Origin of the sequence: Paenibacillus sp. FSL P4-0338 (genome assembly GCF_038002365.1) — a bacterium.
Taxonomy (GTDB): domain Bacteria; phylum Bacillota; class Bacilli; order Paenibacillales; family Paenibacillaceae; genus Paenibacillus_AQ.
Genome location: NZ_JBBOCG010000001.1, coordinates 1,664,382 through 1,691,240 on the forward strand (window position 1 = coordinate 1,664,382; position 26,859 = coordinate 1,691,240).

25 protein-coding genes are annotated in these 26,859 nt (G+C 49.2%); 23 read left to right on the plus strand and 2 right to left on the minus strand.

What is annotated here, in order from left to right:
- The first annotated feature begins 213 nt into the window (after nucleotides 1-213).
- From MKZ07_RS07175 to MKZ07_RS07205, 7 genes are all read left to right on the plus strand, one after another.
- On the plus strand, nucleotides 214-1,623 hold the full coding sequence (locus tag MKZ07_RS07175; RefSeq protein WP_051493155.1) for a hypothetical protein: 1,410 nt from the start codon (nucleotides 214-216) through the stop codon (nucleotides 1,621-1,623).
- A gap of 257 nt (nucleotides 1,624-1,880) precedes the next feature.
- Nucleotides 1,881-2,081, plus strand: a complete 201-nt coding sequence (locus tag MKZ07_RS07180; protein ID WP_051493156.1) for an aspartyl-phosphate phosphatase Spo0E family protein — start codon at nucleotides 1,881-1,883, stop codon at nucleotides 2,079-2,081.
- Nucleotides 2,071-2,748 carry a response regulator transcription factor gene (locus MKZ07_RS07185; RefSeq protein WP_036690851.1) on the plus strand — a complete coding sequence of 226 codons (678 nt, stop codon included), beginning with the start codon at nucleotides 2,071-2,073 and terminating at the stop codon, nucleotides 2,746-2,748. The genes MKZ07_RS07180 and MKZ07_RS07185 overlap by 11 nt, the downstream gene beginning before the upstream one ends.
- Entirely contained in the window at nucleotides 2,745-3,755 is a 1,011-nt protein-coding gene (locus MKZ07_RS07190) for a HAMP domain-containing sensor histidine kinase (protein WP_341025351.1), read from the plus strand. Before MKZ07_RS07185 ends, MKZ07_RS07190 begins: the two co-directional genes overlap by 4 nt.
- Nucleotides 3,756-3,846: 91 nt before the next feature.
- Nucleotides 3,847-4,560: an ABC transporter ATP-binding protein gene (locus tag MKZ07_RS07195; RefSeq protein ID WP_036690856.1), complete on the plus strand. Its 714-nt coding sequence runs from the start codon at nucleotides 3,847-3,849 to the stop codon at nucleotides 4,558-4,560.
- Nucleotides 4,561-4,685: 125 nt separating this feature from the next.
- Nucleotides 4,686-5,306: an ABC transporter permease gene (locus MKZ07_RS07200; RefSeq protein WP_235218330.1), complete on the plus strand. Its 621-nt coding sequence runs from the start codon at nucleotides 4,686-4,688 to the stop codon at nucleotides 5,304-5,306.
- Complete coding sequence (locus MKZ07_RS07205; protein ID WP_341025353.1) at nucleotides 5,303-6,052, plus strand: ABC transporter permease; 750 nt, start codon at nucleotides 5,303-5,305, stop codon at nucleotides 6,050-6,052. Before MKZ07_RS07200 ends, MKZ07_RS07205 begins: the two co-directional genes overlap by 4 nt.
- A 9-nt stretch (nucleotides 6,053-6,061) precedes the next feature.
- On the opposite strand, the gene MKZ07_RS07210 is transcribed toward MKZ07_RS07205, so the two are convergent.
- Entirely contained in the window at nucleotides 6,062-6,943 is an 882-nt protein-coding gene (locus MKZ07_RS07210) for an alpha/beta hydrolase (protein WP_076153818.1), read from the minus strand.
- Nucleotides 6,944-7,044: 101 nt separating this feature from the next.
- Here MKZ07_RS07210 and MKZ07_RS07215 point away from each other — a divergent pair, with 101 nt between their 5' ends.
- Nucleotides 7,045-7,953 carry a LysR family transcriptional regulator gene (locus MKZ07_RS07215; protein ID WP_341025355.1) on the plus strand — a complete coding sequence of 303 codons (909 nt, stop codon included), beginning with the start codon at nucleotides 7,045-7,047 and terminating at the stop codon, nucleotides 7,951-7,953.
- A gap of 74 nt (nucleotides 7,954-8,027) precedes the next feature.
- Here the strand turns inward: MKZ07_RS07215 and MKZ07_RS07220 are convergent, their stop codons facing one another.
- Nucleotides 8,028-8,663: an FMN-dependent NADH-azoreductase gene (locus MKZ07_RS07220; RefSeq protein WP_036690869.1), complete on the minus strand. Its 636-nt coding sequence runs from the start codon at nucleotides 8,661-8,663 to the stop codon at nucleotides 8,028-8,030.
- A 242-nt stretch (nucleotides 8,664-8,905) separates the two neighbouring features.
- Here MKZ07_RS07220 and MKZ07_RS07225 point away from each other — a divergent pair, with 242 nt between their 5' ends.
- From MKZ07_RS07225 to MKZ07_RS07295, 15 genes are all read left to right on the plus strand, one after another.
- Entirely contained in the window at nucleotides 8,906-9,073 is a 168-nt protein-coding gene (locus tag MKZ07_RS07225; protein WP_341025357.1) for a hypothetical protein, read from the plus strand.
- A 20-nt stretch (nucleotides 9,074-9,093) separates the two neighbouring features.
- A complete protein-coding gene (locus tag MKZ07_RS07230) occupies nucleotides 9,094-10,266 on the plus strand; it encodes a peptide ABC transporter substrate-binding protein (protein ID WP_341025359.1) in 1,173 nt (390 codons plus the stop codon).
- A gap of 447 nt (nucleotides 10,267-10,713) precedes the next feature.
- On the plus strand, nucleotides 10,714-12,453 hold the full coding sequence (locus tag MKZ07_RS07235) for an ABC transporter ATP-binding protein (RefSeq protein ID WP_051493157.1): 1,740 nt from the start codon (nucleotides 10,714-10,716) through the stop codon (nucleotides 12,451-12,453).
- Nucleotides 12,454-12,665: 212 nt separating this feature from the next.
- Nucleotides 12,666-14,558 carry a beta-glucoside-specific PTS transporter subunit IIABC gene (locus MKZ07_RS07240; protein WP_341025360.1) on the plus strand — a complete coding sequence of 631 codons (1,893 nt, stop codon included), beginning with the start codon at nucleotides 12,666-12,668 and terminating at the stop codon, nucleotides 14,556-14,558.
- 47 nt (nucleotides 14,559-14,605) lie between these two features.
- Nucleotides 14,606-15,445, plus strand: coding sequence for a BglG family transcription antiterminator LicT (licT, locus tag MKZ07_RS07245; protein ID WP_036690877.1), 840 nt, complete (start codon nucleotides 14,606-14,608; stop codon nucleotides 15,443-15,445).
- A 10-nt stretch (nucleotides 15,446-15,455) separates the two neighbouring features.
- Nucleotides 15,456-16,922 (plus strand): glycoside hydrolase family 1 protein, encoded by a 1,467-nt coding sequence (locus MKZ07_RS07250; RefSeq protein WP_341027914.1) that lies wholly within the window; start codon nucleotides 15,456-15,458, stop codon nucleotides 16,920-16,922.
- Nucleotides 16,923-17,083: 161 nt separating this feature from the next.
- Nucleotides 17,084-18,652, plus strand: coding sequence for a ClC family H(+)/Cl(-) exchange transporter (locus tag MKZ07_RS07255; protein ID WP_341025362.1), 1,569 nt, complete (start codon nucleotides 17,084-17,086; stop codon nucleotides 18,650-18,652).
- Between the two features lie 227 nt (nucleotides 18,653-18,879).
- A complete protein-coding gene (locus MKZ07_RS07260) occupies nucleotides 18,880-19,716 on the plus strand; it encodes a class I SAM-dependent methyltransferase (RefSeq protein ID WP_076153811.1) in 837 nt (278 codons plus the stop codon).
- Between the two features lie 92 nt (nucleotides 19,717-19,808).
- Nucleotides 19,809-20,840, plus strand: coding sequence for a hypothetical protein (locus MKZ07_RS07265; protein ID WP_341025364.1), 1,032 nt, complete (start codon nucleotides 19,809-19,811; stop codon nucleotides 20,838-20,840).
- A gap of 36 nt (nucleotides 20,841-20,876) precedes the next feature.
- Nucleotides 20,877-21,179, plus strand: a complete 303-nt coding sequence (locus MKZ07_RS07270; protein WP_341025366.1) for a MazG-like family protein — start codon at nucleotides 20,877-20,879, stop codon at nucleotides 21,177-21,179.
- A gap of 110 nt (nucleotides 21,180-21,289) precedes the next feature.
- Nucleotides 21,290-22,738 (plus strand): MFS transporter, encoded by a 1,449-nt coding sequence (locus MKZ07_RS07275; RefSeq protein WP_076153809.1) that lies wholly within the window; start codon nucleotides 21,290-21,292, stop codon nucleotides 22,736-22,738.
- Between the two features lie 232 nt (nucleotides 22,739-22,970).
- Complete coding sequence (locus tag MKZ07_RS07280) at nucleotides 22,971-23,159, plus strand: hypothetical protein (protein ID WP_076153808.1); 189 nt, start codon at nucleotides 22,971-22,973, stop codon at nucleotides 23,157-23,159.
- A gap of 108 nt (nucleotides 23,160-23,267) precedes the next feature.
- Nucleotides 23,268-24,824 (plus strand): glycine betaine uptake BCCT transporter, encoded by a 1,557-nt coding sequence (locus MKZ07_RS07285; RefSeq protein ID WP_341025368.1) that lies wholly within the window; start codon nucleotides 23,268-23,270, stop codon nucleotides 24,822-24,824.
- 177 nt (nucleotides 24,825-25,001) lie between these two features.
- On the plus strand, nucleotides 25,002-25,949 hold the full coding sequence (locus MKZ07_RS07290; RefSeq protein ID WP_076154114.1) for an ABC transporter permease: 948 nt from the start codon (nucleotides 25,002-25,004) through the stop codon (nucleotides 25,947-25,949).
- 13 nt (nucleotides 25,950-25,962) lie between these two features.
- Nucleotides 25,963-26,832 carry a carbohydrate ABC transporter permease gene (locus tag MKZ07_RS07295; RefSeq protein WP_076153806.1) on the plus strand — a complete coding sequence of 290 codons (870 nt, stop codon included), beginning with the start codon at nucleotides 25,963-25,965 and terminating at the stop codon, nucleotides 26,830-26,832.
- The last annotated feature ends 27 nt before the right edge of the window (nucleotides 26,833-26,859 follow it).

Sequence of the window (26,859 nt, forward strand, 5' to 3'; positions counted from 1 at the left end):
TCGGTATGTTTTTATGATAGGGGAGGAGACCCGTTAATTTAACGTTTTATAATACACGAAATATATTGCGTAAACTTTTTTTAAGGATATAATAATAGATGTAAACGGGTTAAATAGTAAAATATCCCTTTATATTGACCGCCGTTTGATTCAACCTTAGTATCAGCTATACGTATGCTTTTAATCCTATTATATGGAAGGAGGTATGTTGGTTTGGGATCGGTAAATTCTATCCGGGAAGAACTGCTCACATATATGAACAGAAATCAAATGATACATTCCCATTTTGCAGAGTTATCGGGTCTCAATTCAGGTACGCTCAGCCGGATCTTAAAAGGTAAACATCCAATCTCCATGGCACAGCTTGCTGCGATTACTGCTGGAATGAAGCTGCCGGAGGACTATTTTTTTGAAGACTACATCGAGGAATGCTTTTCTTTTGTAGTCTCCATGCGGCGGATACGGCCCTTTATTTTTCGCTCAGCTGAATTAGATCGTCTGGATTGCCTTGAACAGGTTGTGAACCGTCTGCTGGAGGATTTGTCTTATGCCTCTTTACTGTTTGAATTCGCTGAACTTTTGAATAGGGACAATAAACACCAAGCTGCAAGGATCCTGTATCGGGGTGTGAGCGAAGCCGAGAAGTATCAGCATTCCGAACGGTTAGCGTTATGCCAGTACCGGATATTTCGGATTGAAATAGAAGAACAGCACGATCTGGAAGAGAAATTACGCGCAGCTGCACAATTTGAGTTGTATGTAAACCGCTTAGACGCAGCCGATCAGCTCGATGCAATGAAACAGCTTATGCATATTTATGGTCTGGTACACAAGTGGAAGAGAGTGGACGAACTCGCTAAGGAAATGCACCGGATTGCATCCGTTCAAAATGAACTGGAAAACCGCCGGTCAGACACCATAGAAGAAGGGTTGAAGCGTCCGGAGCGTCCTTTCTACTATTATATCCTGTATGCATACTTAGCCAGAGCTACAGCCAGCGAAGCGTGCGGCGATTACGAGCGGGCCTTATCTTTTGTACAGCTATATGCAAATCCCGAGCGCTGGGTACAGGAGAGCGATGAACAATCCCGGCAGATCATTACACAATTTACAGAATGGGCCGTTGCGAACACCTATCTGTACCGGTTAATGTCCGGAGAATTGGATGTCATACATGAGTATGCAGACTATATAGCGCTTCAAGAGAATGAAATATTTGTGGCAGTGCGTTATATCGTTCAAGCGGCGAATGTATTTAAGCTTAATGTGGACAGCATCTTAGAGCGGTTCGCGCCATACATAACCTATGAATCCAACAAGACAGAGTTAGGCGATTACAAACAGGCCATTCTGCAAGAGAGCTATGCGCAATTCCTCATCGAGCTGGCAATCTATCTTTTCAATCACAACAAGAGTAAGGAGCAGGCATTGAACACTGTGCTGAAAGGCTTGGAAATATCCATTGCCATGAATAGCAGCCAAAATATGATTGCTTGTATGACACTTTTTGAGGAATATAGGGATTTCGCAGATCAGGAACTGCAGGAAAGATTCAAAAATCTATCAAGTGAGGTGTATCAGCTCCATGCGAAAAAAGATCTTATTCTTCTTGACGCTCTGTAGTGTTTCAATTGTTATTTCAACGACGTTAACCTTGGTGACTACGATGGGGCATGGCTGGGGGACTTAATCAGTTTCGCGAAAATATACAAGGGTGCTCCTGATATCTCGGGGGCGCCTTTTTTATATGTTCCGGGGTCCCCGCAAAGTATCTGATTGAACATCAAGCTAAAGCCTCACTTCGTGGGGTTATCTGTGCAATCAAATAGATATCCTATTATCTGTCATAAAACCCTAAGATAGCATAAAGGGAGGATTCTATGGTGAGTAGAGACATGCTCGTGCAAGTCCGGATTGAACGCGCCCGGAACCGGCTTCACATCCTGGCAGAGAAACATCATGATCTTCAGCACCCTGCGGTCCTTAAGCAATCCATGGTATTGGATGAATTGATTAATCAGTATAATATGAATGGAGAGCCGCAGAGATTAATAGAGAGCAGGAAATCACTTGAGAACTAGCATACTTTATATTGAAGATAATGAGCAAATCGGCACTTGGGTCAAAGAGGAGCTGGAGCGGCGCGGATATTCGGTACAGTGGCTGCTGTCCGGTGAAGGAGCCGAGGCTGAGGTCACGCTGGTTGATGTCGTTATTCTGGATATCATGCTACCGGGCTTAGATGGATTCACTATAGGCAAAAGGTTAAAAAAGGCGGCACCCGCCGTTCCTGTACTGCTGTTGACCGCCCGAACCTCCGTTGACGATAAGGTAGAGGGCTTACAATTCGCAGATGACTATGTCACGAAGCCCTTCCATACCGATGAATTGGTGGCTAGGCTGGAGGTATTAATCCGCCGGAGCGGCGGAGCCTCCCCGGACCGTATTACACTGGGCACTCATATTGAAGTCGATTTGAAGCTCCAGACCCTCTATGACAAGCGCACAGGAGAAGAGATTATATTGACAGGGAAGCAGCATCAGATCCTGATGTATTTCCTGCGCCATCCGAATCAGGTTCTGCCGAAGGAACAGCTCTATGAAGCCGTCTGGGAGGAAGCCTATATCCCTGGCGACAAGACCTTACTGGTACATCTCCACCGGCTTCGGCAGAAGCTGGAGCGTGACCCGGAGACCCCGGAGATTATTGAGACGCTGAAGGGAATCGGCTACCGGGTGAAGCTATGAAGCAGCCCCGCTCCTTGTTCCGGCATTTTCTGAAGCTGCACTTTCTGTTCATCCTTCTTCCGCCCCTCACGCTGATCGTCTTATCATCGTTCTTCGGAACATCCGGGCCAGAAGCAAGGTTCAATACGCTGAACCTGTTTTACATTACAATACTTATGTTCACTGGTATTATTGTGGCGTTCGTTGTTCTATCCTGGCTGTTCTTCTGGAAACTCCGCAAACGTCTGACCCGCTTACAGGAAGCTATGTCCGCTACTCCCGCTGCTGCGGATTCGTGGCCTGAGCCTGTCCTGATTCAAAAGGACCGCATGGATGAAATAGACCAGTTGGGCGGTTCCTTCAACCGGATGATCCGGCAGCTGGAAGACAGCCGCAGGCGCGAGCAGGAAGAGGCCGGGCTGCGGCAACGGCTCATTGCCAACATGTCCCATGACCTGCGGACGCCGCTGACCATTATGCGGGGACATGTCACCAGGTTGAACAAAGAGCCCATGAGTCCAGAAGGACAGAATTCCTTAGCCGAGATCAATCAGACCATTACTCGTACCGGCGAGCTGATGGATGAATTGCTCTCGTATACCCTGCTTACTTCAGGAAAATATCCCTTCGTGCCTGCACCCACAGACATGGGGCGCCTGGTAAGAGCCTCGGTTGCTGCGTGGTATCCGGTTTTTGAAGAACATGACATTCAGGTTGATGTTGATCTACCCGCAGAAGAGACCTTCCACTGGACAGCAGATCCCCAATGGATGACCCGGGTGCTGGATAATCTGTTTCAGAATATCATCCGCCATGCAGCGGACGGGAAATATGCTTTCATCGCCGTGGATGTACAGCAGGAATGGATTCTTGTCGCTGACAGAGGCTTAGGGATGGATCATTCCGCATACGGCGGCGGGGCGGGAATAGGGCTGTCGACCGTAGAATACATGCTGAATACAATGAACCTGAAGGCTGAATTCAACTCCAGCGGGCAGGGGACGAGGGTAGTCATTGGCAGAATGTAACCTGAAGTTAACCCGGAAGTAAACGGTCTGCACACCGGGATGTAACCTTGCATCTGTATACTTAGCACCATAACGAAAGGATGTGTTATGGTTGCTTACCATCAATAACTTAGTCAAACGCCGCGGCAAGGAGGTAATTCTATCCGGGATCACCTTCGAAGCCAGACCTGGAAGAGTCACGGGATTCCTAGGGCCGAACGGGGCTGGCAAAAGCTCTACACTCCGTATCCTGCTCGGACTGGATCATGCCACCTCCGGCAGTGCCTTGATTCATGGCAAGCCCTTTGCTGAATTACAGCATCCGCTGCGAACCGTAGGTGCTGCACTGGATGGATCTGGAGCCCATCCGATGCGGACAGGACGCGCACACCTGCGCTGGATCGCTTGCGCTGCCGGCCTGCCCCGCTCACGTGTCGAAGAGGTGCTGGATATCGTTGGTCTTACCAAGGCAGCAGGCACTAGAGTCAAGCGGTATTCTCTCGGGATGGGAAGAAGACTGGGGATTGCCGCAGCGCTGCTTGCAGACCCGGAGATACTGATTCTGGATGAACCTGTGAACGGACTCGACCCGGAAGGCATCCGCTGGATTCGGACATTTCTGCGGCAACGTGCAGAGGCCGGGAATACGGTGCTGCTCTCCAGTCATCTTATGGGCGAGCTGGCCGAGACGGTTGACGATGTGGTGATCATTAAGCAGGGGAGAATCGTTGCGGATGGCACACTCGAAGAGGTGACCGGCAGCCACTCCACACTGGAGCAGGCCTTCTTCGCCCTGACCTCGGGACAAGCGGGTGAACTGCGATGAGGGCCGTTCATACGGAATTATCCAAGTTATTCTCCCTTCCAGGCGTATGGCTGGCCTGCCTTATAGGAGTCTTGGGACCTGCGGCCTTTGCCGCTCTGGACTGTATCGCTCAGAAGGAGGATATCTTGGCAGGTATTAGCACCCGGCTGCCGGAAGTGGGGTTTCTTGGCTTAGGCTTCGGGGTACAAGGCGTCATTCTTCTGGGGGTGCTGGCGGTCAGCAGTGAGTATGCGGCAGAGAGCAGCGAGGCCGGACACGGGCAGCAGATCATAATAAGCTTAACGGCGGTATCCTCCCGGCTTCATGTGCTCCTTGCAAAAGCAGCAGCAGTGAGCGTAGTCACCCTCCTGCTGTGTATCATGGCTATAGCGGCTATTGTACCAGTAACGCGCCTGATTCTCGGAGAATTCGCCCCTGCCATGGAGTGGACGAGACTGGCCGGAGCCATGGGTTACTGGGTGTTCACTGCGCTGATCGCCTTCAGCTTCACGGTTCTGACGAAGAACGGCATGATCCCGCTCACAGTGCTTATGATTAATTCATCGCTGGTATCCTTCAGTGTCCTGCTCGCCAAAGTGACAAAGCTGGCCTATTACTTACCGGACAGGGCGGGCATCGATATGTTCATGTCTATGAGCGATGCCTTTCACACCCCGCTCGCAGGCGGGCTGGTGATGCTGGCCTGGGTAGCCGTTCTTCTCGCCATCGCAGCGATTGTCTTCCATAGAAGGGATGTTGGTGCATGAATATCCCGGCTGGCAGGAAGTTCACAAGAATACTTGGTGCAGAATGGGGGAAGTTAGTCACCCTGCCCGCGGTATGGCTCATTCTGGCAGGGACATTCGTTGCTCAGTGCGTGGTGACTGCGGCTTATACTTCTGTGGCTCTGCAGGAAGGAGGTGGAACGTATACGATGCTGAATGCAGGACTGGCCTCCATGCGGTATCTTCAAGCAGGCTTCATGATGCTTGGAATAACAGCCACAGCTTCAGAGTACAAAGGAGGACAGATAAGGATGACGCTCACTGCACTCCCCTGGCGCGGGCTGCAATTGTCCGTGAAGCATCTGGCATTGGCCATGATCGCGGTGCCTGCGGCGTTTCTTATGGCCGGATCTGGTGTACTGTATGCCTTAACGATGCTCAGAGACACTTCCGCAGGCATTGAGCCAGATCTAATGGCCGCGAGCTTGGCAGGGGCCACGGGCTATTTAACCTTAACCGCTCTGCTGGGTGCAGCGGCAGGCGCTATTTTGCGAAGAACTGCTCCCGCCCTGGTGATCCTGCTTGGTTATTATTTCATTATTAGTCCATTGGCCGGAGCGTATCTGCCTGACTATCTTCCAGATGTAGCTGGTTATCACATGTATGCGCCGCCTTCCACCGATCCCCACAATGTCCTTACACGAATGCAAGGGACAGGCATATCCATATTATGGACAATGCTCTTCATAACAGCAGCGGTTGTGTTACACCGTAAGCGGGATGCTTAGATTTAGAACTCATCTTTGGATGATGTCTACAATTTGCTTCAAGGCTTTCTTGGCTTCAGGAATAGGGAACACCGGGAACACATGATTCATCTTCGGATACTCGTAATAATGGATGTTAACGGAATTCAGGGAGGCCAGCTCTCTGAATTTCCGGGCATCCGGCAGGAAGAATTCATGGGTCCCGATGAATAGCGTAATGGTTGCCAGATTCGTAAGTTTTCCATAGATGGGACTAACCAGATAGTGTGTCCCCGGAAGATCCCCTGCGTAGCTTTTCCCCGCTTCAACTAACGTTTCCCAGTCCAGCATGGGTTCTGCGTCCAGCATATCTGCGATTTCGGGATTGCTTAGAGTAATGTCAAGCCATGGAGACAACAGAATGATGTTGCCCGGCTGCGGCAAGCCTTGTTCAGACAGATATTGAGCGAAGGCCAGGGACAGCCCGCCGCCGGCGGAATCGCCCATAATCACGATATTCTCAGGCTTCCCGTTCTCCAGCAGATGCTTATAGACACTCAGAACACTCTGGACTGCATCCATCACCTGATAGTTCGGAGCCTTCGGATATACCGGTACATACACTGTGCAATTTAACTGCCGGGTAACCTTGTGCAAAAAATGCCAGTGCCATACCAACGGCTGTTCAACATATCCTCCGCCATGGATAAAGAGAATCTGCTTGGCGTCCGCCTGGGAAGCGGATTTCAGGATATAGGTGTCTACCGGAAAACGGTTGTCCTGGCTGATCTTATATTTGGACTGGAGCTTCACGGGCAATTCATAGGGTTGACTGTTTATCACTCGGCGCTGCTCCATGTACTCCCCGGCATTAATTTTCTTTTTATTCAGGGATAGCAGCCGCTCTACCAAGAAGCTTCGTATACTGCGCATGTTATCGACCTCCTTCCTTTAGAATACAGGATGATTATGATAAAATATATTTAAATATATTTTAGTTATCTAAACAAAAAATTAAGGATAGGACCGATCACATGAACATTTCACAGCTGCAATATTTGATGTCGGCGGCAAGTCTGGGCTCATTTACCAAAGCGGCCAGCGTACATCATCTGACAGTGCCGACCATCAGCCAGTCCATTAAGCAACTTGAGGATGAGATGGATACCGTTATTTTTCACCGCACCAAAAAGGGAGTTGCCCCCACCAAAGAAGGTGTGCTCATCCTGCAGCATGCGGCAGCTATCCTTAAAAATATTGAATCGATGCACACCGAATTATCCGGTCTTAAAGAAGAACATGTAGAGAGCATCACCATATCGACCATTCCCGGCCTGGTTCACCAGGTGGTTCAGGCCACGCTGGAGCTGATGATCAAGTCTCCGTTCCTGAAGGTGCAGATGATCGAAGGGGATACTGAAAGCGTCATGAAGCATGTGCAGGAGGGGGAGGCGAATATGGGGATACTCTCATACAGCCGCGCCCAGCAGAATGCTGTTTTTGAATGGCTGCCCCTTGTAGAAGGTACTGCTGTGTTAATCGTGAATGCCGCTTCTCCCTTGCGCTACTATTCAACTATCACCCCGGAGGATTTGAAGAATGAAGTGTTTGTACTCTACAAGGATGAGCATATCGGGAAGATCGCCCGCCATCTGATGTCTGCACATGCGTCGAACCGCATTGCGCTGGTAACCAACAATACAGATGCTTTATGCCAAATGGTCGTTAAAGCGAACGCGATTACCATCGCCCCGGACTTTATAGTGAATGCTTTATCTTCAGTCTACCATGAACACTTGGTTACTATTCCGTTACAGCAGCTTACGCTGGATCAGGCCATTCTGGGAAGAATCACCCGGGCCGGGGAACCGGTTCCAGCGAGAGTTGAAGAATTCACAGCTAAGCTAATAGGTTTTGTGGACCCTGGTTTGCCTGCTCCTTGACATCCTGCATTCCAAAAAAAACTCTGACTGCATACATGCAGATCAGAGTTTTTCTTTGTTCTCCATTCATATCCTTAGAAGGTTTGGGCAAGATCTTGTGCACGGCGGATGGCAGCTTCTTTAATCTCTTGCGCCTCAGCCGGAACTTGATTATGACCTTCAACGAACAGGCCTTCAAAGGAAGGGACGCCGAAGAAATTCATTATGACCTCAAGATGACGATGGCCCATTTCAAGCTCTGCTGTTGGTGATTCAGAGTAGAACCCGCCGCGTGCCTGGATGTGCAATGCTTTTTTGTCTGTCAACAGCCCTACAGGCCCTTGTTCCGTATATTGGAACGATTTCCCGGCCACCGAGACTGCATCAATATAAGCTTTCATAACAGGCGGGTAGGAGAAGTTCCAGAAAGGCGTTACAAATACATATTTATCTGCCTGAATAAATTGATCAGACAATTCAGCTAGACGCGTTACTTTGGCCTGTTCCTCTGTAGACAATTGGCTGAATTCTGTACCTGAACGGAGTTTTCCCCATCCGCTGAATATATCTGCATCAATATGGGGGATATGCTCTTTATACAAATCAACAGCCACGACTTCGTCCTGCGGATGTGCTTGCTTGTAGGATTCAATGAACGAGTTGCCGACAGCCATGCTGTAGGACTGTGTTTCATCATGCGGGTGAGCGGTGATATATAATACTTTAGCCATAATTAGTACCATCCTTTATAATGTAGTTTTTGTCTTGTAACCATGTTTGTTACATGTCATTATATTAGTTACATGTCGTACATTTGTCAATACGAAATTATATTTTTACCTTAAAGCAGCACATTCATTCGAAGGAACACATTCCGCTAATGAGCAGCTGACTGGTAATGTTCACATAGTATAATTTACCCGATATGCTAATATGGGAGGGAGTGACATTACATAGCTAAGGGGAAATTCAGATGAGAAAAGTTTGGTTAGCCACGCTCGTTATTCTGCTAACTGTGCTAGGGAGCGTGCCTGGCAGTGGTGTAGCTGCGGCGGCAGAGAAGCAGGTGCTGCGCATTGGTATGGATGAACTGCCGGTTCTGCTGGACCCGGCCAGCATTAAGGGCTTACACCGGGACTGAAGGCAGGAAATATATTCAGAATGTACTATGTGGCCGGGGCAGAGAGCTATCATACCGGCAAGCTGAAGGATTTTGCCAAGGTTGGGGTGAAGGCCATCAATGACGATACCCTCCAGGTTACACTCAAGGGAAAATACGCTTATTTCCCTACACTTCTGGCGGAGCCCGAATATTATCCGGTGTCGCAGGAGGCAAAGGAAGCGGCAAGCATCTCCAATGGACCTTTTCAGTTGCAAGCACGGAGCAACATGGAGATCAAGCTGATTAAAAATCCTCATTATTACGATGCTGCGTCCATCCGTCTGAGCGAGGTTGATCTGCTGTCTCCGCTGGGCCTGAATTCGGAGAATGCGACAGCAGCCTTTGTCAACGGACAGGTAGATTGGGCGGGCGGCGGCAATACCATGATGGATTATAAATACAAGGATACAGTAGCAGAGAATTACTACTTGCAAGCACCTTATGCCTCCACCTACTATTATCAGTTCAATCTGGGGCAGAAGCCCTTTAGCAACATCAATATCCGCAAGGCGCTATCCCTGGCCGTGGACCGGAAAGCTCTGCTAATGGCCATACCCGCTTACGGATTCGTACCCTCGCCTATCTTTGGCTCCAGAGCACAGTACCGTACAGAGGTTAGCGATGCAGCTTACTATAGGGAGAATCTGAGTAAAGCCAAGGAGCTGCTGGCCAAAGGACTGGGGCAAGAGGGACTGAGTAAGATGCCGCCATTCACGGTCCTTGTCAATGAGGGGGACGACCATGCTGCATTGGTGAAAAGGCTCGTCAAGCAATGGAATGATAAGCTCGGCGTAACCACCACCATTAAGGTGCAGAGCTGGCAGGCTGTCCTGGCCAGCCGGCAAAGCGGCAGCTTCCAGGTAGCCCGTGCAGGCTGGTCCGCAGATTACAACGATCCGGCGGCGTTCCTGAATTACTTCCGGACGGATAGCGCCGACAACGACTCCGGCTGGTCGAATAAGCGGTATGATGAATTCATTAAGCAGGCTGAGCAGACCCTCGACTCCGCGAAGCGGGTTCAGCTGTATGCCAAGGCAGAGAAGCTGCTGATGAGTGAAGCGGTCATGCTTTCGCATAACTATGTGGCCGATATTCTGCGCAATCCCCTGATTGCCGGTGTGTACATCGATTATGACGGTTCCATCGCCTTCAGCCGGGGGTATTGGAAGTAATTCTGCAATCATTCATAATCATTCATATTGTTAGTCAGAAGCCAGCGATTCCTAGCGGACGCTGGCCTATTTGGTTGTTTAGGAAATCCTGCAAAAAGTGCAACAATCCTGCCACGTAGAAGCGGTCTATGCTGAAATCCTGCACAAAATGCAACAAATCCAGCACTAACGTGCTCTAAATACTGAAATTTGTGCAAATAATGCAACAATGTAGCGTAACCCGTAACCTTTTCGGTAGGAATCCTGCCAAAAGTGCAACAATGCTGCTCCTTACAAGCGGCCGGTGAGAGAAGGCACCCGCACCCTTCATCCGCAGGGTAATTTTGTTCCGTTTTGATAATCCTATAATCTGACAGGTATTCACCTATTATTAGACGGGTTAATTTCATTTTCCCGATCCGTTATGATTACATAAGCTCTGCTCTTTGAAGGAGGTTTTGCAGGCTTATGAATCCGACCCGGGTATTGATTAAGGAGATATTGTCTAATAGTAAGGGAATTCTTGTTATGATCCTACTCTTCAATATTTTAGCCGCATTTGTCTCGACTCTTCAGCCACGCCTGTTCAAAGACCTGTTCGACGACATCCTGCCAGACAAGCAGATCGGTACGGCTGCATTCTATATGCTTTTGCTAATTCTAATTCCCGTTATTTACGCCGCCTTGAACAGCGTCACCTCGTATTACAATAATGAGCTTGGCAACCATTTATCCAAGAATCTGCGCCTGCGGCTGTTCTCTGACGTACTCCAGACCCGGCCAAGAAACGTGGACAGCATTGGCAAGGGGGAAATCATTAACCGGATCACCTTGCAGGTGGGGATGCTGTGTGAAATTTTCGTGGTAGACACCCTGATGTCTATGGTCTCGAATGCTATTCTACTGATCGCTACCCTGTGGATCATGTTCTCAATGAGTGCCGAGCTTACACTCGCGGCCATATTCTCATTTCCTCTATGTATGTACGGCTTCAAGCGCTTCAGGAGCAAGACGGAGCGCCTGGATAAGCAGTATCATGGTATTTTGGATAAGGGCATCAATTATTTGAATGATTTGTTCACGAATCTGAAGGCGGTCCACAGATGTAACGGACATCAGGTTGAGCAAAAGCGCTGGAGGGAGTGGAATGACGAGGCGTGGAAGATATCCCGGCAGTCCAGGCTATTTCATCATGTGGTGTTAAACCTGGTCGCGGATACGGTCATTTCCATCATTACAGGCATCATTTACGGCTATAGTCTGTTCCTGATACTGAAAGGGCACATCTCACCAGGCACATTGCTGGCCTTCATTGTAATTCTTCCAAGGCTGTATAGCATATTCAAATCGCTGTTTACGCTGAACATCGATAGGAGCCGCATGACGGTCATTATTAATAACCTGAATGATATCCTTGAACTGGAGAAAATTTCATCGGGAGCTACAGCTCCCGACTATCACCGTGTCCCCCTCCTGCAGATGAGGAATGTCTCGTACCGGTATGCTCCGGCAGATTCTTTTGGGATCACCGGCTTTACTTTGGACATTCAGCCCGGAGCCTTCGTGGGGATTGTTGGATTAAGCGGCTCAGGGAAATCTACGATATTCGAGCTGATCCACAGGTTTATTGAGCCGGATGAAGGGGAGATCTGCCTGGACGGGGTCTCGATCCGAGAACTGGACATACATGAACTAAGACGATATGTTGGCTATTCCCCGCAGAAGGGAGTGTTATGGAATAAGTCCATTCTGGACAACATCATTTATCCTCTGCAAAAGGAAGACATGAACGAAGAGACATGGCGCAAATTCAATGCTGCTGTTAACCTTGCCCATGTGAATTCATTCGTACAAGCCATGCCAGAAGGGTATGACAAGCAGGTAGAGAACCATGGAGACAATCTCTCCGGCGGCGAGGTCCAGCGGATTCTATTAGCACGGGCATTCATGAGTGAACCCCGGATTCTCATGCTGGATGAATACACCTCTGCCCTGGACGCCTTAACGGAGAGTGACCTGAACGATACCTTGCTGAGCCTAAAGGGGAAGCAGACGATCCTGGTGATCGCACACCGGCTGTCCACTGTCAAGAATGCAGATGTGATCCTGGTCGTCGATAAGGGCCGTATTGCAGAGCAGGGCAGTCCGGTTGAATTACTGGCACAACAGGGAATGTATTACAAGATGGTGGAGAAGCAGAAAATTTAGTGTTGTCTTTTTCATCCCGACATGTTAAAGTGGCAATGTAAACGGTTAATTGATTTTTTATTTCCGGAAAAACAAAAAATTAATTTCATATCATCCAATTACAGCGTGTTACTGTTCGGCAGGCAAGGCTTGAATTGGGTGGGAATGCTTGATATTCCTACCCGATTTGGGCCTTTTTTTATGCTTCTATTTCCAATAGTGAGGTGCTCAACATGGACTACAAACAAACCGCGAAGACTATTTTTGACAAAGTGGGCGGGAATGATAATATCAATGAAGTCATTCACTGTTCTACCCGTCTGCGTATGAATCTTAAGCATCCGAAAGAAGCCAAAACCGATGAAATCAAATCCATAGACGGCATCATGGGAGCCGTATACAGCGGCGGCCAATACCAGGTGATTGTTGGTAACGATGTCGGTTATGTGTACAATGAATTGATTAAACTACTAGATACGAAGAAGAAGCCAGCCCAGGAGGAACCGAAGAAAAGAGACCTGAGCTTCAAAGGACTGTTCGACAGCTTCGCGGGAATCATCACCGGGATTTTCCAGCCGATCATTCCGGCGATTGCCGCCTCAGGGATGCTGAAGGCATTGCTGCTGCTCAGCACCTCGCTGAACCTGCTGACCAAGGAGAGCCAGCTCTACCTGCTGCTCAGCTTCATTGCAGACGCCGCATTCTACTTCTTGCCGGTGCTGCTGGCCTTCTCCAGCTCCCAGAAATTCAAAACTAATCCATACATCTCGGTTACTCTGGCCGGAGTGCTCTTGCACCCCAAATTGATCGCCCTGCTGGCAGGTGAAGTGCCTGTCCATTTCGCCGGACTGCCGGTACCCAATGTCTCGTATGCATCAAGCGTTATCCCGATTATCCTTACCGTCTGGCTGATGTCTTATGTGGAACGGTTTGCCGAGAAGGTATCGCCGGGACCCGTCAAGATCTTCCTGAAGCCCATGATTATCATTCTGGTGATGGCTCCACTTGCATTAGTGGTATTAGGACCACTTGGAAATTACTTGGGTCAAGGCTTGTCCGACGGGCTGTTCTGGATTCAAGGGAAGTTCGGCTGGCTGACGGTTGTGATATTATCGGTCATTCTCCCGTTCATTGTCATGTTCGGAATGCACAAAGTCTTCTACCCGGTCATTTTTGCCGCTATGGTGTCGCCAGGTTATGAAACACTGATTCACAGTGCCATGCTCTCCTCCAATATTGCACAAGGCGCAGGTGCTTTGGCGGTATGGTTCCTGGCTAAGGATAAGAAGCTGAAGCAGATCGCTTTACCAGCAGGGATCTCCGGATTGTTCGGGATCTCAGAGCCGGCATTATACGGAATACATCTTAAGCTGAAAAGAACCATGGTCGCCTGTATGATCGGGGCCGGTTCGGCCGGACTGTTCGCCGGGATCGTCAATCTGAAGGCTTACGCTGCTGTGGGTCCGGGTATCGCTTCACTGCCGATGTTTATCGGAGAAAAGAACAACTTCATGTACGCCCTGATTACGCTGGGGATCTCCCTGGTCGTTACACCAATTGCGGTGTACTTCATCGGGTTCAAAGAGGACACAGACGGACAGCAGACAGCAGCTGCCGTAACGAAATCCGCCGATGTACCAGCAGCTCCGCAGGAACCCGGAAGACCACAATCCCGGATGGTTATCTTCGCACCGATTGAGGGAGAAGCCATTCCTTTGAGAGAGGTTAAGGATGAAGCCTTCGCACAGGAGGCGATGGGCAAAGGGATGGCTATTAAGCCAAGCAAGGGCGAGGTTGTAGCCCCGTTCGACGGAACCGTAGAGACTGTATTCAGAACGAAGCATTCCATTGGTCTGAAATCGGTGGAGGGAGTAGAAATCCTCATTCATGTGGGGCTGGATACCGTCAAGCTTAAGGGGAAGCACTTCAATGTTGTGGTGCAGGAAGGTGATACGATCAAGCATGGACAACTACTTATTGAATTCGATATGCAGGCGATTGAGGAAGCCGGATTCGATATGACTACGCCAGTGATCGTCACCAATACTCCGGATTACCTGGAGATTCTCGGACATGAATACAGCGCGAAGATCGGACCGGAGATGCCGTTAATTACCGTTTTATAAGACATTATCGGGTCTAAGATGCCCTGGAGAACGTGAGGTATAGGTCGATGAGAGTAGTGAAAATTCTCAATGTAAACATAGTTCTGGCCGACCGCGAGGATGGCAAGGAAGTCATCGTGATGGGGAAGGGAATCGGCTTCAAAAGCAAGCCGGGGGATACCGTTAATGAGCACGAGATCGAGAAGGTCTACATCGTCGAGAACAAGGACATGGCTTCCGATATGACCGCCTTAATGCGCGAGACCCCCAAGGAATACCTGATTCTGGCCGATGAGATCATATCGTATGCAAAAGGCGTTCTATCCAGGCATCTTAGCGAGAACCTCTATGTATCTCTGACCGATCACTTATATATGGCAACCAAACGCTTCAAGTCCAATATAACGATCCAGAACCGGATGCGGTGGGAGGTTCAGAAGTTCTACCCGCGTGAATATCAGATCGGGCTGCAGGCGCTGGAGATGATCAGGGACAAGATCGGAATCTCTCTGCCGGAAGAGGAAGCAGCGAACATCGCCTTTCATCTGGTGAATGCCCAGCAGACCGAGGACAACATGAGCCAGGTGCTGATGATGACCAAGACGGTTAACGATATTTTGAATATTATCAAAATCCATTACGGTGTTGATTTTGACACGATGAGCATTAACTATTCACGTTTTTTGACTCATCTGCAGTTTTTTGTGCAGCGCCTGATCGAGAACAAGATGCTTGAATCGCAAGACAGCGAGCTGCTTGACCAGATATCTAATAAATACCCGGAAGAAGGAAAGTGTGTATCATCCATTAATACCTACATTGGAGCCAGGTTTCACCGGTTCATGTCGAGTGAGGAGATGCTCTATCTGATTATCCATATCAGCCGGGTGATGAATAGAAAAGAATAGTGGAGGGGTCATATTGAGTACACAGCGGATTTTTCCGGACGGATTCTTATGGGGCGGTGCCATCGCTGCCAATCAGGCAGAGGGTGCCTGGGACGTAGACGGCAAAGGGCTGTCCACGGCAGACATGGCTACTTACAAGAGAAACCTGGGCAAAGGTGATTATAAAAAGCATAATGCGGTAAGCGATGCGCAGTTGAAGAAAGCCATTGAAGACAAGTCTGACCAGGATTATCCCAAAAGAAGAGGCATAGACTTCTATCACCGGTACCCTGAGGATTTGGACTACATGCAGGAAATGGGCCTCCGGACCTTGCGGCTCTCCATCGCCTGGACACGCATCTATCCAAATGGTGATGAAACAGTGCCTAATGAGGCGGGCCTGGCATTCTATGACCGGCTGTTCGATGAAATGCTGGGGCGCGGTATCGAGCCGCTGGTAACCCTGTCGCATTATGAAATGCCTATGAATCTGGTGAACCAGTACGGCGGCTGGACCTCCCGCGAGGTGGTCGATTTCTTCGTGCGCTACTGCACCACCGTCTTTGACCGTTACAAGGACAAGGTGAAGTATTGGATTACCTTCAATGAGATTGACGGGATTGTCCGCCATCCGTTCACGAACGGGGGAATTGTGCCAGACCGGTTCGGAGAAGCGGAGCAGGTGGAGCAGGCAGTCTATCAGGCGCTGCATCATCAATTTGTGGCCAGCGCGCTTGCGGTGAAGCATTGTCATGAGATGATCCCAGGCGCACAGATCGGCTGTATGCTCACAAGCCTGCTGCATTACCCGCATACCTGTAATCCGCAGGATGTGCTCGCGGCGCATAAGAATAATGAATTCAACCTGTTCTTCACCGATGTTCAGGTTCGCGGGGCTTATCCGGGATATATTCAGCGCTTCTTCAAGGATAAAGGAATAGACATTGTGAAGGCCGAAGGGGACGATCTGGTGCTACGCGATCATACCGCAGATTTCATCTCCTTCAGTTATTACAATTCCTTCGTGGCCAGTGCGGAGAGTGAAGGTCTGGAGAAGGTCAGCGGAAATACGATGGGCGGCATCAAAAATCCTTACCTCCCTCTTAGCGAATGGGGCTGGCAGATTGATCCGATCGGACTAAGGCTGACGATGAATAATCTGTACAACCGGTATCAGATTCCGCTGTATGTGGTAGAGAACGGAATAGGTGCCTACGATAAGGTAGAGGAAGACGGTGCCATTCATGACCCCTACCGGATTGAATACCTTCGCGCCCATATCGAACAGATGCATGAAGCCATCCTGGACGGGATAGAGGTTATAGGCTATACCGCCTGGGGAATCATTGACCTGATCAGCTACTCCTCCTCTGAGATGGAGAAGCGGTATGGACTGATCCATGTGGATCAGGATAATGACGGAAATGGCACACTGGAGCGCAGACGGAAGGACAGCTTTTATTGGTATAAGGATGTAATCCAGAATAATGGCCTGTAAGCTGCTTTCAGCGCAATACGGCGTTATAGCCTAATATAGATAACCGGAAAAGCCTGCTGACAGCAGGCTTTTTTTGACTCGCGCCACAAAAATCATGGATTTTATAAGCTCATACTGTTACCATATTAGCTATGTCAAAAAAAGAAAAGAAGGTACTTGCATTGAATCAGCATTCGATCCGCAAACAGCTGGATACTTGGTTTGATTTCAAATTCCGGCTTTTGGCAGGCGGTATAGCCATAGGCATACTATCAGGTACGGTGGTTGTCATGTTCCGCTTCGTGCTGGAGGAGTCACTTAAGCAATCTTTAATCTTTTATCAGTATCAGAGAAATCATCTATGGGTGGTCCCATTATGGCTGGCGGTTCTGGTTCTGGCCGGCTGGTATACGGGAATGCTTGTTAAGAAGCAGCCCGGCATTTCGGGAAGCGGCATTCCTCAGGTGAAGGCGGTGCTCCAGAACCGGCTCCAGCTTAACTGGTGGAAGGCGGTCACCGCCAAATTCGTTGGCGGCGCGGTCAGCATCGGAGCCGGCCTCTCTCTGGGACGGGAAGGACCTTCGATTCAGATCGGTGCTCTGATGGCCGAAGGCTTCAGCCGGGTGTTCCACAAGTCTAAGACGGAGGCACATATCCTGATTACCTGCGGAGCCAGCGCGGGACTTGCAGCCGCCTTCAATGCGCCTATCGCGGGCGTTATTTTCGCCCTGGAAGAAGTGCACATGAATTTCTCCCCGCTGATTATGATCTCCGCCTTAACCTCGTCGCTGGTGGCTGATTTTATATCCAAAGAGTTCTTCGGACTCGCCCCCGTGTTCAACTTCTCAGGGATGGGATCACTGCCGCTGTCCAGTTATTATCATCTGGTGCTGCTGGGGATGTTGGTTGGCATTTCAGGCATCGGCTTTAATAAGGGCCTATACTTGTTCCAGGATCTGTACGCCAGAGTGAAGTGGATTCCGGCACAAGCCCGGCCGGTAGTTCCCTTCGTGCTGGCCGGTGTGCTTGGACTGACATTCCCTGCAGTTCTGGGGGGAGGAAACGGCGTAATCAACGATTTGGTCGAAAGCCCCTATCCTATAAAGGTATTGCTGCTTCTGCTGGTTGTGAAATTCCTGTTCACCCTCGTCAGTTACGGTTCATCTGCACCCGGAGGGATCTTCCTGCCAATGCTTGTTCTCGGAGGGCTAATAGGCACCCTATACTGTCAAATTGCCAACGGCCTGCTGGGAGGACATTCGCTGGATGAGGGTTATTTGCTGATTGCCGCCATGGCCGGCCTGCTGACGGCAAGCTTGAAGGCTCCGATCACCGGCATCATTCTGATTACGGAAATGACCGGCTCCTTTACGAACCTGCTGCCGATCGGTATTGTATGTCTCACTGCTTATATGACGGCCGAATGGTTCCGTTCCTTGCCCGTCTATGAAGTGCTGTTGGAGAGATTCCTGCACGGGAAGGACGCTGTGGATCATGCAGAAATAAATAAAATCATTCTGGAGATCCCTGTGCATCAAGGCTCGATGCTGGACGGAACCGGCATAGGCCAATACCAATGGCCGGACTATTGCCTGATCGTATCCGTCAAAAGGGGAACTGACGAAATCATTCCTACCGGAAGCCTCGTGCTTCAGGCAGGGGATACCCTGGTCATTCTGACCAACGACAGCCATTCCCCGATTATTCTGGATACCGTTCGGCAAGTGGCCCATGTCAGTTCCCTGGTATAGCTCTAGTAGTAACTTCGATAATCATCCGGCTGATCGGTCTGGGAAATTTAGGATGCCAAATGGAACGAGGCCTAGTATAATAGATGAAGACGGATTCCAAGGAGGAGGTGGTTGTATGAGTGCAGGCGATATTAGCGATATTAGCGACATTAGCGACATTAGCGACATTAGCGACATTAGCGGTATTACTCCGATGTTCCAATTGAATATGAAAAGGAGAGGCTTTCATGAGTTACAACCCCGAAATCCCGAGAACCCGGTACGACAACTATAGTGACCGTGAATGGACACGGCTTACGAAGGATGGGCCAGGCGAGCTTTTGTATCAGGTGCATCTGGATATTCTTCAGCGTTACACTAAGAGTGCAGATAGAGTGCTGGAGATTGGTGCAGGTTCAGGCAGGTATACTAAGGACCTGGTGACCATGTGTTCTGAGTTGACCGTTGCTGATCTGTCGAGCCATCAGATAGAATTCAACAAGTCCAAAATGCAAGAGCTGTCCCTGGCGGACAAAATCAAGGCATACCATGTACTAGATGTGCTGGATATGAGCGTGTTTGAAGAGGGTACGTTCGACACTGTGGTATGTATCGGCGGTGTCATTAACTATCTCTTGGACAGAGAGACGGATGGCATCCGGGAGCTCCTGAGAGTACTGAAGCCGGGCGGGATATTGATCCTGGGATCGATGAGCTTCATCGGCGCTTCCATGTATTATCTGGATGGCATCCGGTATGAGAAAGACCTGTTCGGCATTGAGGCTACCAAGTGGATCATGAACACAGGGATTCAAGATGAAGAGCATTATCCCGTTCCCAGCAAGCATTACGTCCATATGATGAGAAGTTCTGAATTAGATGCTTTATTTGCCCAGTTTCCGGTTAATATTCTGGAGAGAAGCTCTGCCGGACTATATACGCAAGCTGGAGACGCTGCCTTGGAGAATGCCCGGGGTGACCAGGAATTCTGGAAGCTGATTGTCGAACATGAAATTGCGTTCACCAAATTACCCGGCACGCTAGATTGTGGAATGAATCTCATCTATGTGGTGCGCAAGTTATGAGGTAGCCGCTCAATAAGTATGACTTAGTCTTAATCCCGTCTGCCACAAACAGGCGGGACTTTTTATATCCGAAGGAACGGGGGATCACGGGAATGGGAGTATGGACTAACTCCATGAATGGAGCACCTTGGACAAGAGGTACAATGGATCAGGCGGTGAAAGCGCTTAGACAGCGGGCGCTTATTTCGTATGTCATCGATGTGGACAAGCTTCAGGATCTGCAGGAATTAGATCAGCATGTATTTGCCGAACGCCCGGATCTGGTCTTGTCGATTAACCAAGCGGACAAGAAAGTGCGCTATCCGGAGGAATTGCTGCAGACCCTAGCGGAACTGCAGCACATCACAGCCATGGAGTTGAATCTGTTTCATAGTGTGGATCTGAGTGTACTTGGTAAGTTAGCGCGGCTGCAGTTTTTATCCATTTCGGCCAAAAAGCCAATTGACCTAAGCTTCCTCGCAAGCTTCAAGCAGCTGCAATATCTCTCGGTGCATGGGCAATTTAAGGACTTAACGCCGATAGGTGATGCTTCCAGCCTGGATACCTTAATCTTGCGGACTACGATTCATGAGCTGGAATTTGTCCGCCGGTTGCCGAAGCTGCTGTGCCTCTTCATTCATGACTCCATCTTGAAAGGGTCACTGGATGCGCTTGCAGATTCTACAGTCCCCATGCTGAGTCTGGCGGCTATCCGTCACTTAACAGAGATAGATGCCCTGGAGTCCATGAGCAACCTTACATACCTGAACTTATCCTTGCCGAAGCTGGAGGCTCTGTGTGACTTTTCGAATATGCCGGGGCTCATACAGCTTGAACTCGATCAGATGAAGTCCCTGGATGACATTGCCCCTTTATGGACCGCAACGCAGCTTGAAATGTTACAGCTAAGAGAGATTTCTGCAGCCGTGACTGCGAAGGAGTTAGAGCCTTTGACCGCAATGAAGCATCTGAAGCAGGTGGACTTCCAGTTCCTTGATCTCAAAAAAGGAAGGATCGCAGCCTTACGTGATTCGTTTGCCCAGGCAGGCAAGAGCCACCTGTTGTATGAGAATATCGCCGAAGCTCAGCGAATCCAGCCCATGTCGTTAGTGCATTTACGCAAGCATATAGGATCAGTTCAATAAGTTAGTTCAATAAGACAGAAGATAGGAGTGGGTACAATGATTGATTTACTACAACTTCAAAAGAGAGTGTATCAGAACAAGCTGGAGAAGGGGTTCAATGTAACTGATATTTATCAGGAATTCTGCCTGACCCACGGCGAACTGTCAGAAGCCTGCGATGCTTACCGGAAGAAGAAAGACGACCTCGGCGAAGAATTGGCGGATGTTGCCATCTACCTGATTGGGCTGGCGGAAATTCTGGGGATTAACCTGGAAGAAGAGATTATGAATAAGATCGTCAAAAATGAAAAGAGGAGCTATGAGAATAAAGATGGCGTGCTGTTAAAAGTGACGGAATAATCAATCTTTTGTTCCTCCTTAAGTCCTAATGCAAAGTAATTCATGTTAAAATCATTAAAGTGTGAAAACAATCCAAGTGGTATATTCACTACAAAAAGGAGGATAACAGCTTGATCAGTCCATCCCAGTTCATCCACAATAGCCCTCCTAAGTCTCTGTCGGCCCGCAAGGGCTATCACTGGCTTGTCGTTTCAACCGTATGCATCGGCGCATTCATGGCGGCGCTTGACGCAAGCATCATCAATCTGGCTCTGCCGTCCTTGGTTGCGCAGTTGAATGTATCCATGGCAACGGTGGAGTGGATCAGCCTCGTATATCTGCTCACACTAGCATCGCTTGTCATTCCCTTCGGCCGGTTAGCAGATATGCTGGGCCGCAAATGGATGTACACCGGCGGATTCACAGTATTCCTGATCAGTTCATTACTCTGCGGGCTGGCGCCAACCTTTGGCGTTCTTTTGCTTGCCAGGGTGTTGCAGGCTGTAGGCGCAGCGATGCTCCAGGCGAACAGCGTAGCGATCATTACGGCCGCGACCCCGCCGCAGCATCGGGGCAAAGCGATCGGAATCCAGGCCAGTGCACAGGGCATCGGTCTCAGTCTGGGGCCGGTTATCGGCGGCGGACTTTTGGCCATGGGAGATTGGCGCTGGCTATTCTACATTAACATTCCCATCGGGATCATCGGGACGATTCTCGGGATTCTGCTGCTTCCGCAAGATAATGCCAAGAAGAGGGAATCGTTCGATCTTTGGGGGATGATATTCCTCATTCCGTTTCTGGTTTTTCTGGTCTATATCCTTAATAACGGAACCGCTCTCGGCTGGGCTTCACCGGTTATATTAATCGGGTCATTCAGTGCATTGCTGGCCTTGACCTCATTCATCCGGGAAGAGCAGCATGCGCCCGTTCCGCTGATGGACCTGGCGTTGTTCCGCAGCAGCATCTTTATCCGTGGAAATCTGACAGGGTTCTTAGCCTTTACCGTCATGTATAGCGTGCTGCTGCTCAGTCCGTTTCTGATGGAGGCTGTCTTCCATGCCAATTCTATCCGTGCGGGACTGTATCTGTCGTTTGTTCCGATCGGGATGACGCTAATGACGCCGGTCTCGGGCTATCTCGCGGACCGGTTCGGCATCCGGCTGCCCGCTATTACCGGTATTGTTGCGCTACTGATAGGCTGTGCCGCTCTGGCGTCGATTCGCAGTGATGGCGACATTGCCCGGCTCCTGCTCGGTTTGGGGCTGGTGGGCGGAGGCATGGGCCTGTTTACGCCGCCCAACAACAGTAATGTCATGGGCAACGTACCGGCGGCACGGCTTGGCGTAGCTGGAGCAACGCTTAATATGAGCCGGACCATCGGCATGGGCATGGGCGTCACGCTGGGCGGGACACTATACCGTCTGGCCCAGAATATTTTCCCGGAGGCAGGACTACTTACCGCGTTTCGGGCGTCGTTCGTCTGTATAAGCGTTATGGGGCTCGCAGCATTGGCCGTTACCTGTATTCCGCAGCCCAATCCGACGAAGTACGATGAAGCCCATATCGAATATTATATTTGACGGCCGGCCTTGTGCTATACTCGAACACTTGAAGGAGTGAGAGCCTGCAATGAGCGGGCTCTTTCTTACTGGGTCTTCCTGATTCCTTATTGCTTCATAGGGTTAATGAATAATTGGAAAGATCCGGGGTCTAAGTTTTCGGAGAATTTCGTGCATAAGTACAGGGGTATAATGCAAAAACTTATATAGTGCAAGTATACAAGAAGATTTGATTTCTCAGGAGGTTGGCACAATGACAACTCAGGACCCTAAGGAGCTTTTGAAGCTGAAGCATGAGCAGGATGAGGAGAAGAGACAGTTCACTAACTTTGCCCGGGCTGTATCCGAAGGCGGGGAAGTGGAAGCAGGTCAGGAATTCAGCAATGACCGGGTGCCTGACGACCAGAACCGGATGAAATCGGTGGAGAACAGACAGAACTGAGCAGGACCCTGAAGGAAAAGACAATGGATAGACCCTCAGGAAGCCTCTAATGCGTTCTGAGGGTTTTCGTTCTGCCCATTATACATATATAATCACTGGAGGTTCATTATGGTTTTTATCATTTCAATTACCATCGTAGCGATTTTTGCCATATGGGGAGCAGTCGCACCTGACCAGATGGCCAGTACCGCTAATGCTGCGTACACTTTCTCCATTCATAATTTCGGCTGGTTCTATCTGCTGGCGACTCTGTTCTTCTTGATCTTCACCTTCTATTTAGCCTTCAGCAGATTCGGCAATATCCGGCTGGGAGATGATGACGATGAACCGGAATATTCTACAATTTCATGGCTGTCGATGTTATTCAGCGCAGGAATGGGGATCGGGCTTGTCTTCTGGGGTGTAGCCGAGCCGTTGTCCCACTATTTGTCTCCACCGGAAGGCGTAGAAGGAGGGACAACAGCAGCAGCGCGGATCTCCATGCGGTATTCTTTTTTCCACTGGGGACTGCATCCGTGGGCAATTTATGCCGTCATCGGCTTGACGCTTGCTTATTTCCAGTTCCGCAAAGGCTACAAAGGCCTGATCAGCTCAACCTTTATCCCTTTACTCGGGGAGCGGGTAGTTTCCGGCTGGCTGGGCAAGGCCATCGATATCCTGGCGGTCATTGCCACTATTTTTGGGGTAGCGACTTCCCTGGGTCTCGGGGCCCTGCAGATAAACGGAGGGCTGCATTATATCTTTGGAGTTCCTAATACAGAAGTAGCTCAGGTTGTTATTATCGCGGTAGTGACTGTGCTGTTCCTCATCTCTGCCACTACCGGTCTGGACAAAGGAATCAAAATTCTCAGCAACACCAACCTGATGATCGCAATTCTTTTGATGCTGTTCGTATGGATCACAGGTCCGACTGCGTTTATATTCGACACCTTTACCACCACGTTAGGCAGCTATCTGCAAAATATCATCAACATGAGCTTAAGATTAACGCCTTTTTCCAAGCAAACCTGGATCGGAGCATGGACATTATTCTATTGGGCCTGGTGGATTGCCTGGGCGCCCTTTGTGGGAACATTCATTGCCAGAGTTTCCAAGGGAAGGACGATCAAGGAGTTTGTTATTTGCGTCCTGCTGATACCGAGTTTGTTCGGTTTTATCTGGTTTGCGGTATTTGGCGGAACGGGCCTGCATCTCGAATTGTTTAATGCGGCCGAGATAGCAGCAGCTGTTAAACAAGATACAACTACCGCCTTATTTATCACACTGCAGCAGCTCCCCTTAGGAACTATCATAGCGTTTATAGCCACGCTTCTGATTATTACTTTTTTTATCACGTCAGCCGATTCGGCTACCTTTGTGCTGGGTATGCTGACGTCAGACGGCAAGCTGAATCCAAGTGCAAGAGTGAAATTAACCTGGGGCATTCTGCAATCCGCCATCGCTGTAGTACTGCTGCTTAGCGGCGGATTAAGCGGTCTTCAGACCGCTTCTATTGTAGCAGCGTTGCCCTTTGCCATTGTATTAATCGGCATGTGCTTCTCCCTGCTTAAGGCACTCAAGGAGGAGGACAAAGAACGCCGTCAACGGGAAAAACGCCAACGCCAAAAGCTCAAACGGCTGCTGGAGGAACATGAAGTCACCCAGCCTAATGTTGATTCCATATGATCAATAAACAATGCATGAACCCTCAGGAACGCGATTCTAGCGTCCTGAGGGTTTTTTCGTAATCCGCCTTCCTTCACAATTCAGATTAATATCTTATAAGAAATTCTTGAAATCACAGAAATTCACCCGGGCTGGGGGATGCTATTATACCCCTATAAACAAAGACGAGGTGATGAGATGCAAGCAAAATTGGCAGCGGACGCCATTCCCCTCCCCAAACAGCGGAATTCATGGATAAGGGCGATAAAAAAGTATAGAGTGATGTACGCGCTCTTGTTCCCGGCATTAGTGTACTTTGCCGTATTCAAATACATTCCTATGGCGGGAATCGTGATTGCGTTTAAAAACTACAATCTTGCATTGGGTCTATGGGATAGCCCATGGGTGGGATTTAGAAACTTCACAGATTTCATAAACGGCGTTTATTTCTGGGACATCATGAGAAATACGATTATCATCTCGCTGTATAAGCTATTGTTCGGCTTCTCCGCTCCTGTCCTGCTCGCTTTGCTGCTTAATGAAGTCTATACCCAATGGTTTAAGAAAATCGTCCAAACGATCACGTATTTGCCCCATTTTCTGTCGTGGGTCATTGTTTATGGAATGATGGTGGCATTATTAGCCCCAGGCGATGGTCTGATTAACATGATTATGAAGGATTTCGGTGTTGAACCCATCTCCTTTCTAACGGAACCTGCCTGGGGCAGACTGCTGATCATCTTATCTGAAATATGGAAGGATATTGGCTGGGGAGCGATATTGTACCTTGCCGCATTAGCAGGAATCGATCCCAGTCTATATGAAGCGGCACGAATGGATGGCGCCTCCAAGCTGAGGCAGTTATGGCATGTCACACTTCCCGGTATTCGCGGAGTCATGATTCTGATGCTGATCCTTAAATTAAGCCATATTCTGGATGCAGGCTTTGATCAGATATTTATGTTCGCTAACACCTTTAATCAAGAGAAGATCGACATTATCGACACCTGGGTATACCGTGAAGGGCTAGAGCGGCTTAAGATCGGGCTCGCTACCGCTGTGGGATTGTTCAAAGCTGTCATCGGATTTGGTCTAGTGTTGGCAGCGAATAAGCTTGCAAAAAAATTCGACGGGCAAATTTGGTGAGGTGGTATTCAATATGATTCATATGACAACCGGGGAAAAGGTCTGGCAAGCTGTCGTTTATTGTCTTCTTATTTTGCTATCCTTACTTTGCTTACTTCCCTTTCTTTATGTAGTTGCTGTGTCTATGACGCCAGAATCGGAAGTGTTAAGAAGAGGCATTGTTATTATTCCAGAGACCTTTACCTTTCTAGCCTATAAAGAAGTATTCATTTCTCATGGGATCGGGCAGGCGTATAAAATCACCTTGTTCCGAACGATTGTCGGCACCCTGCTGAATGTGTTTTTTACGGTAATAGCGGCTTATCCGTTATCCAAAAAATATTTACCGGGACGAAGCCCATTTTTACTATTCATTGTCTTTACGATGATGTTTGGGGGAGGTTTAATTCCGACCTATTTATTAATCCGCTCACTGGGCTTGCTAAACAGTCCGTGGGTATTGATTATTCCGCAGCTCATCAGTGCATTTAATCTGGTGATCATCAAAGGCTTCTTCGAGCAATTGCCTGCTGAAATCGAGGAATCCGCAAGGGTAGACGGTGCAAGTGAGCTTCAGTCGTTATGGCGGATCATTTTACCCTTGTCCTTGCCCGTTCTCTCCACCATTTCCTTATTCTACGCAGTCGGTCACTGGAACAGTTATTTCGACGCTATTGTATATATCAATGATTCCAGCTTAATGCCGCTGCAAGTGATCTTGCGCAACATCCTGCTTAATGTCGCCACCCAAAGCGCTGATTCGCTTGCCAATTCCGGGGCGGTTAGTACGTTCGCTGTGCAAATGGCCGCAGTTGTTGTGACGACAATTCCAATTTTGATCGTGTACCCATTCATGCAAAAGCATTTTACTAAAGGTGTGCTCCTGGGATCGGTTAAAGGGTAAAAGCATTCCAACCTGAGTTGTTACGGG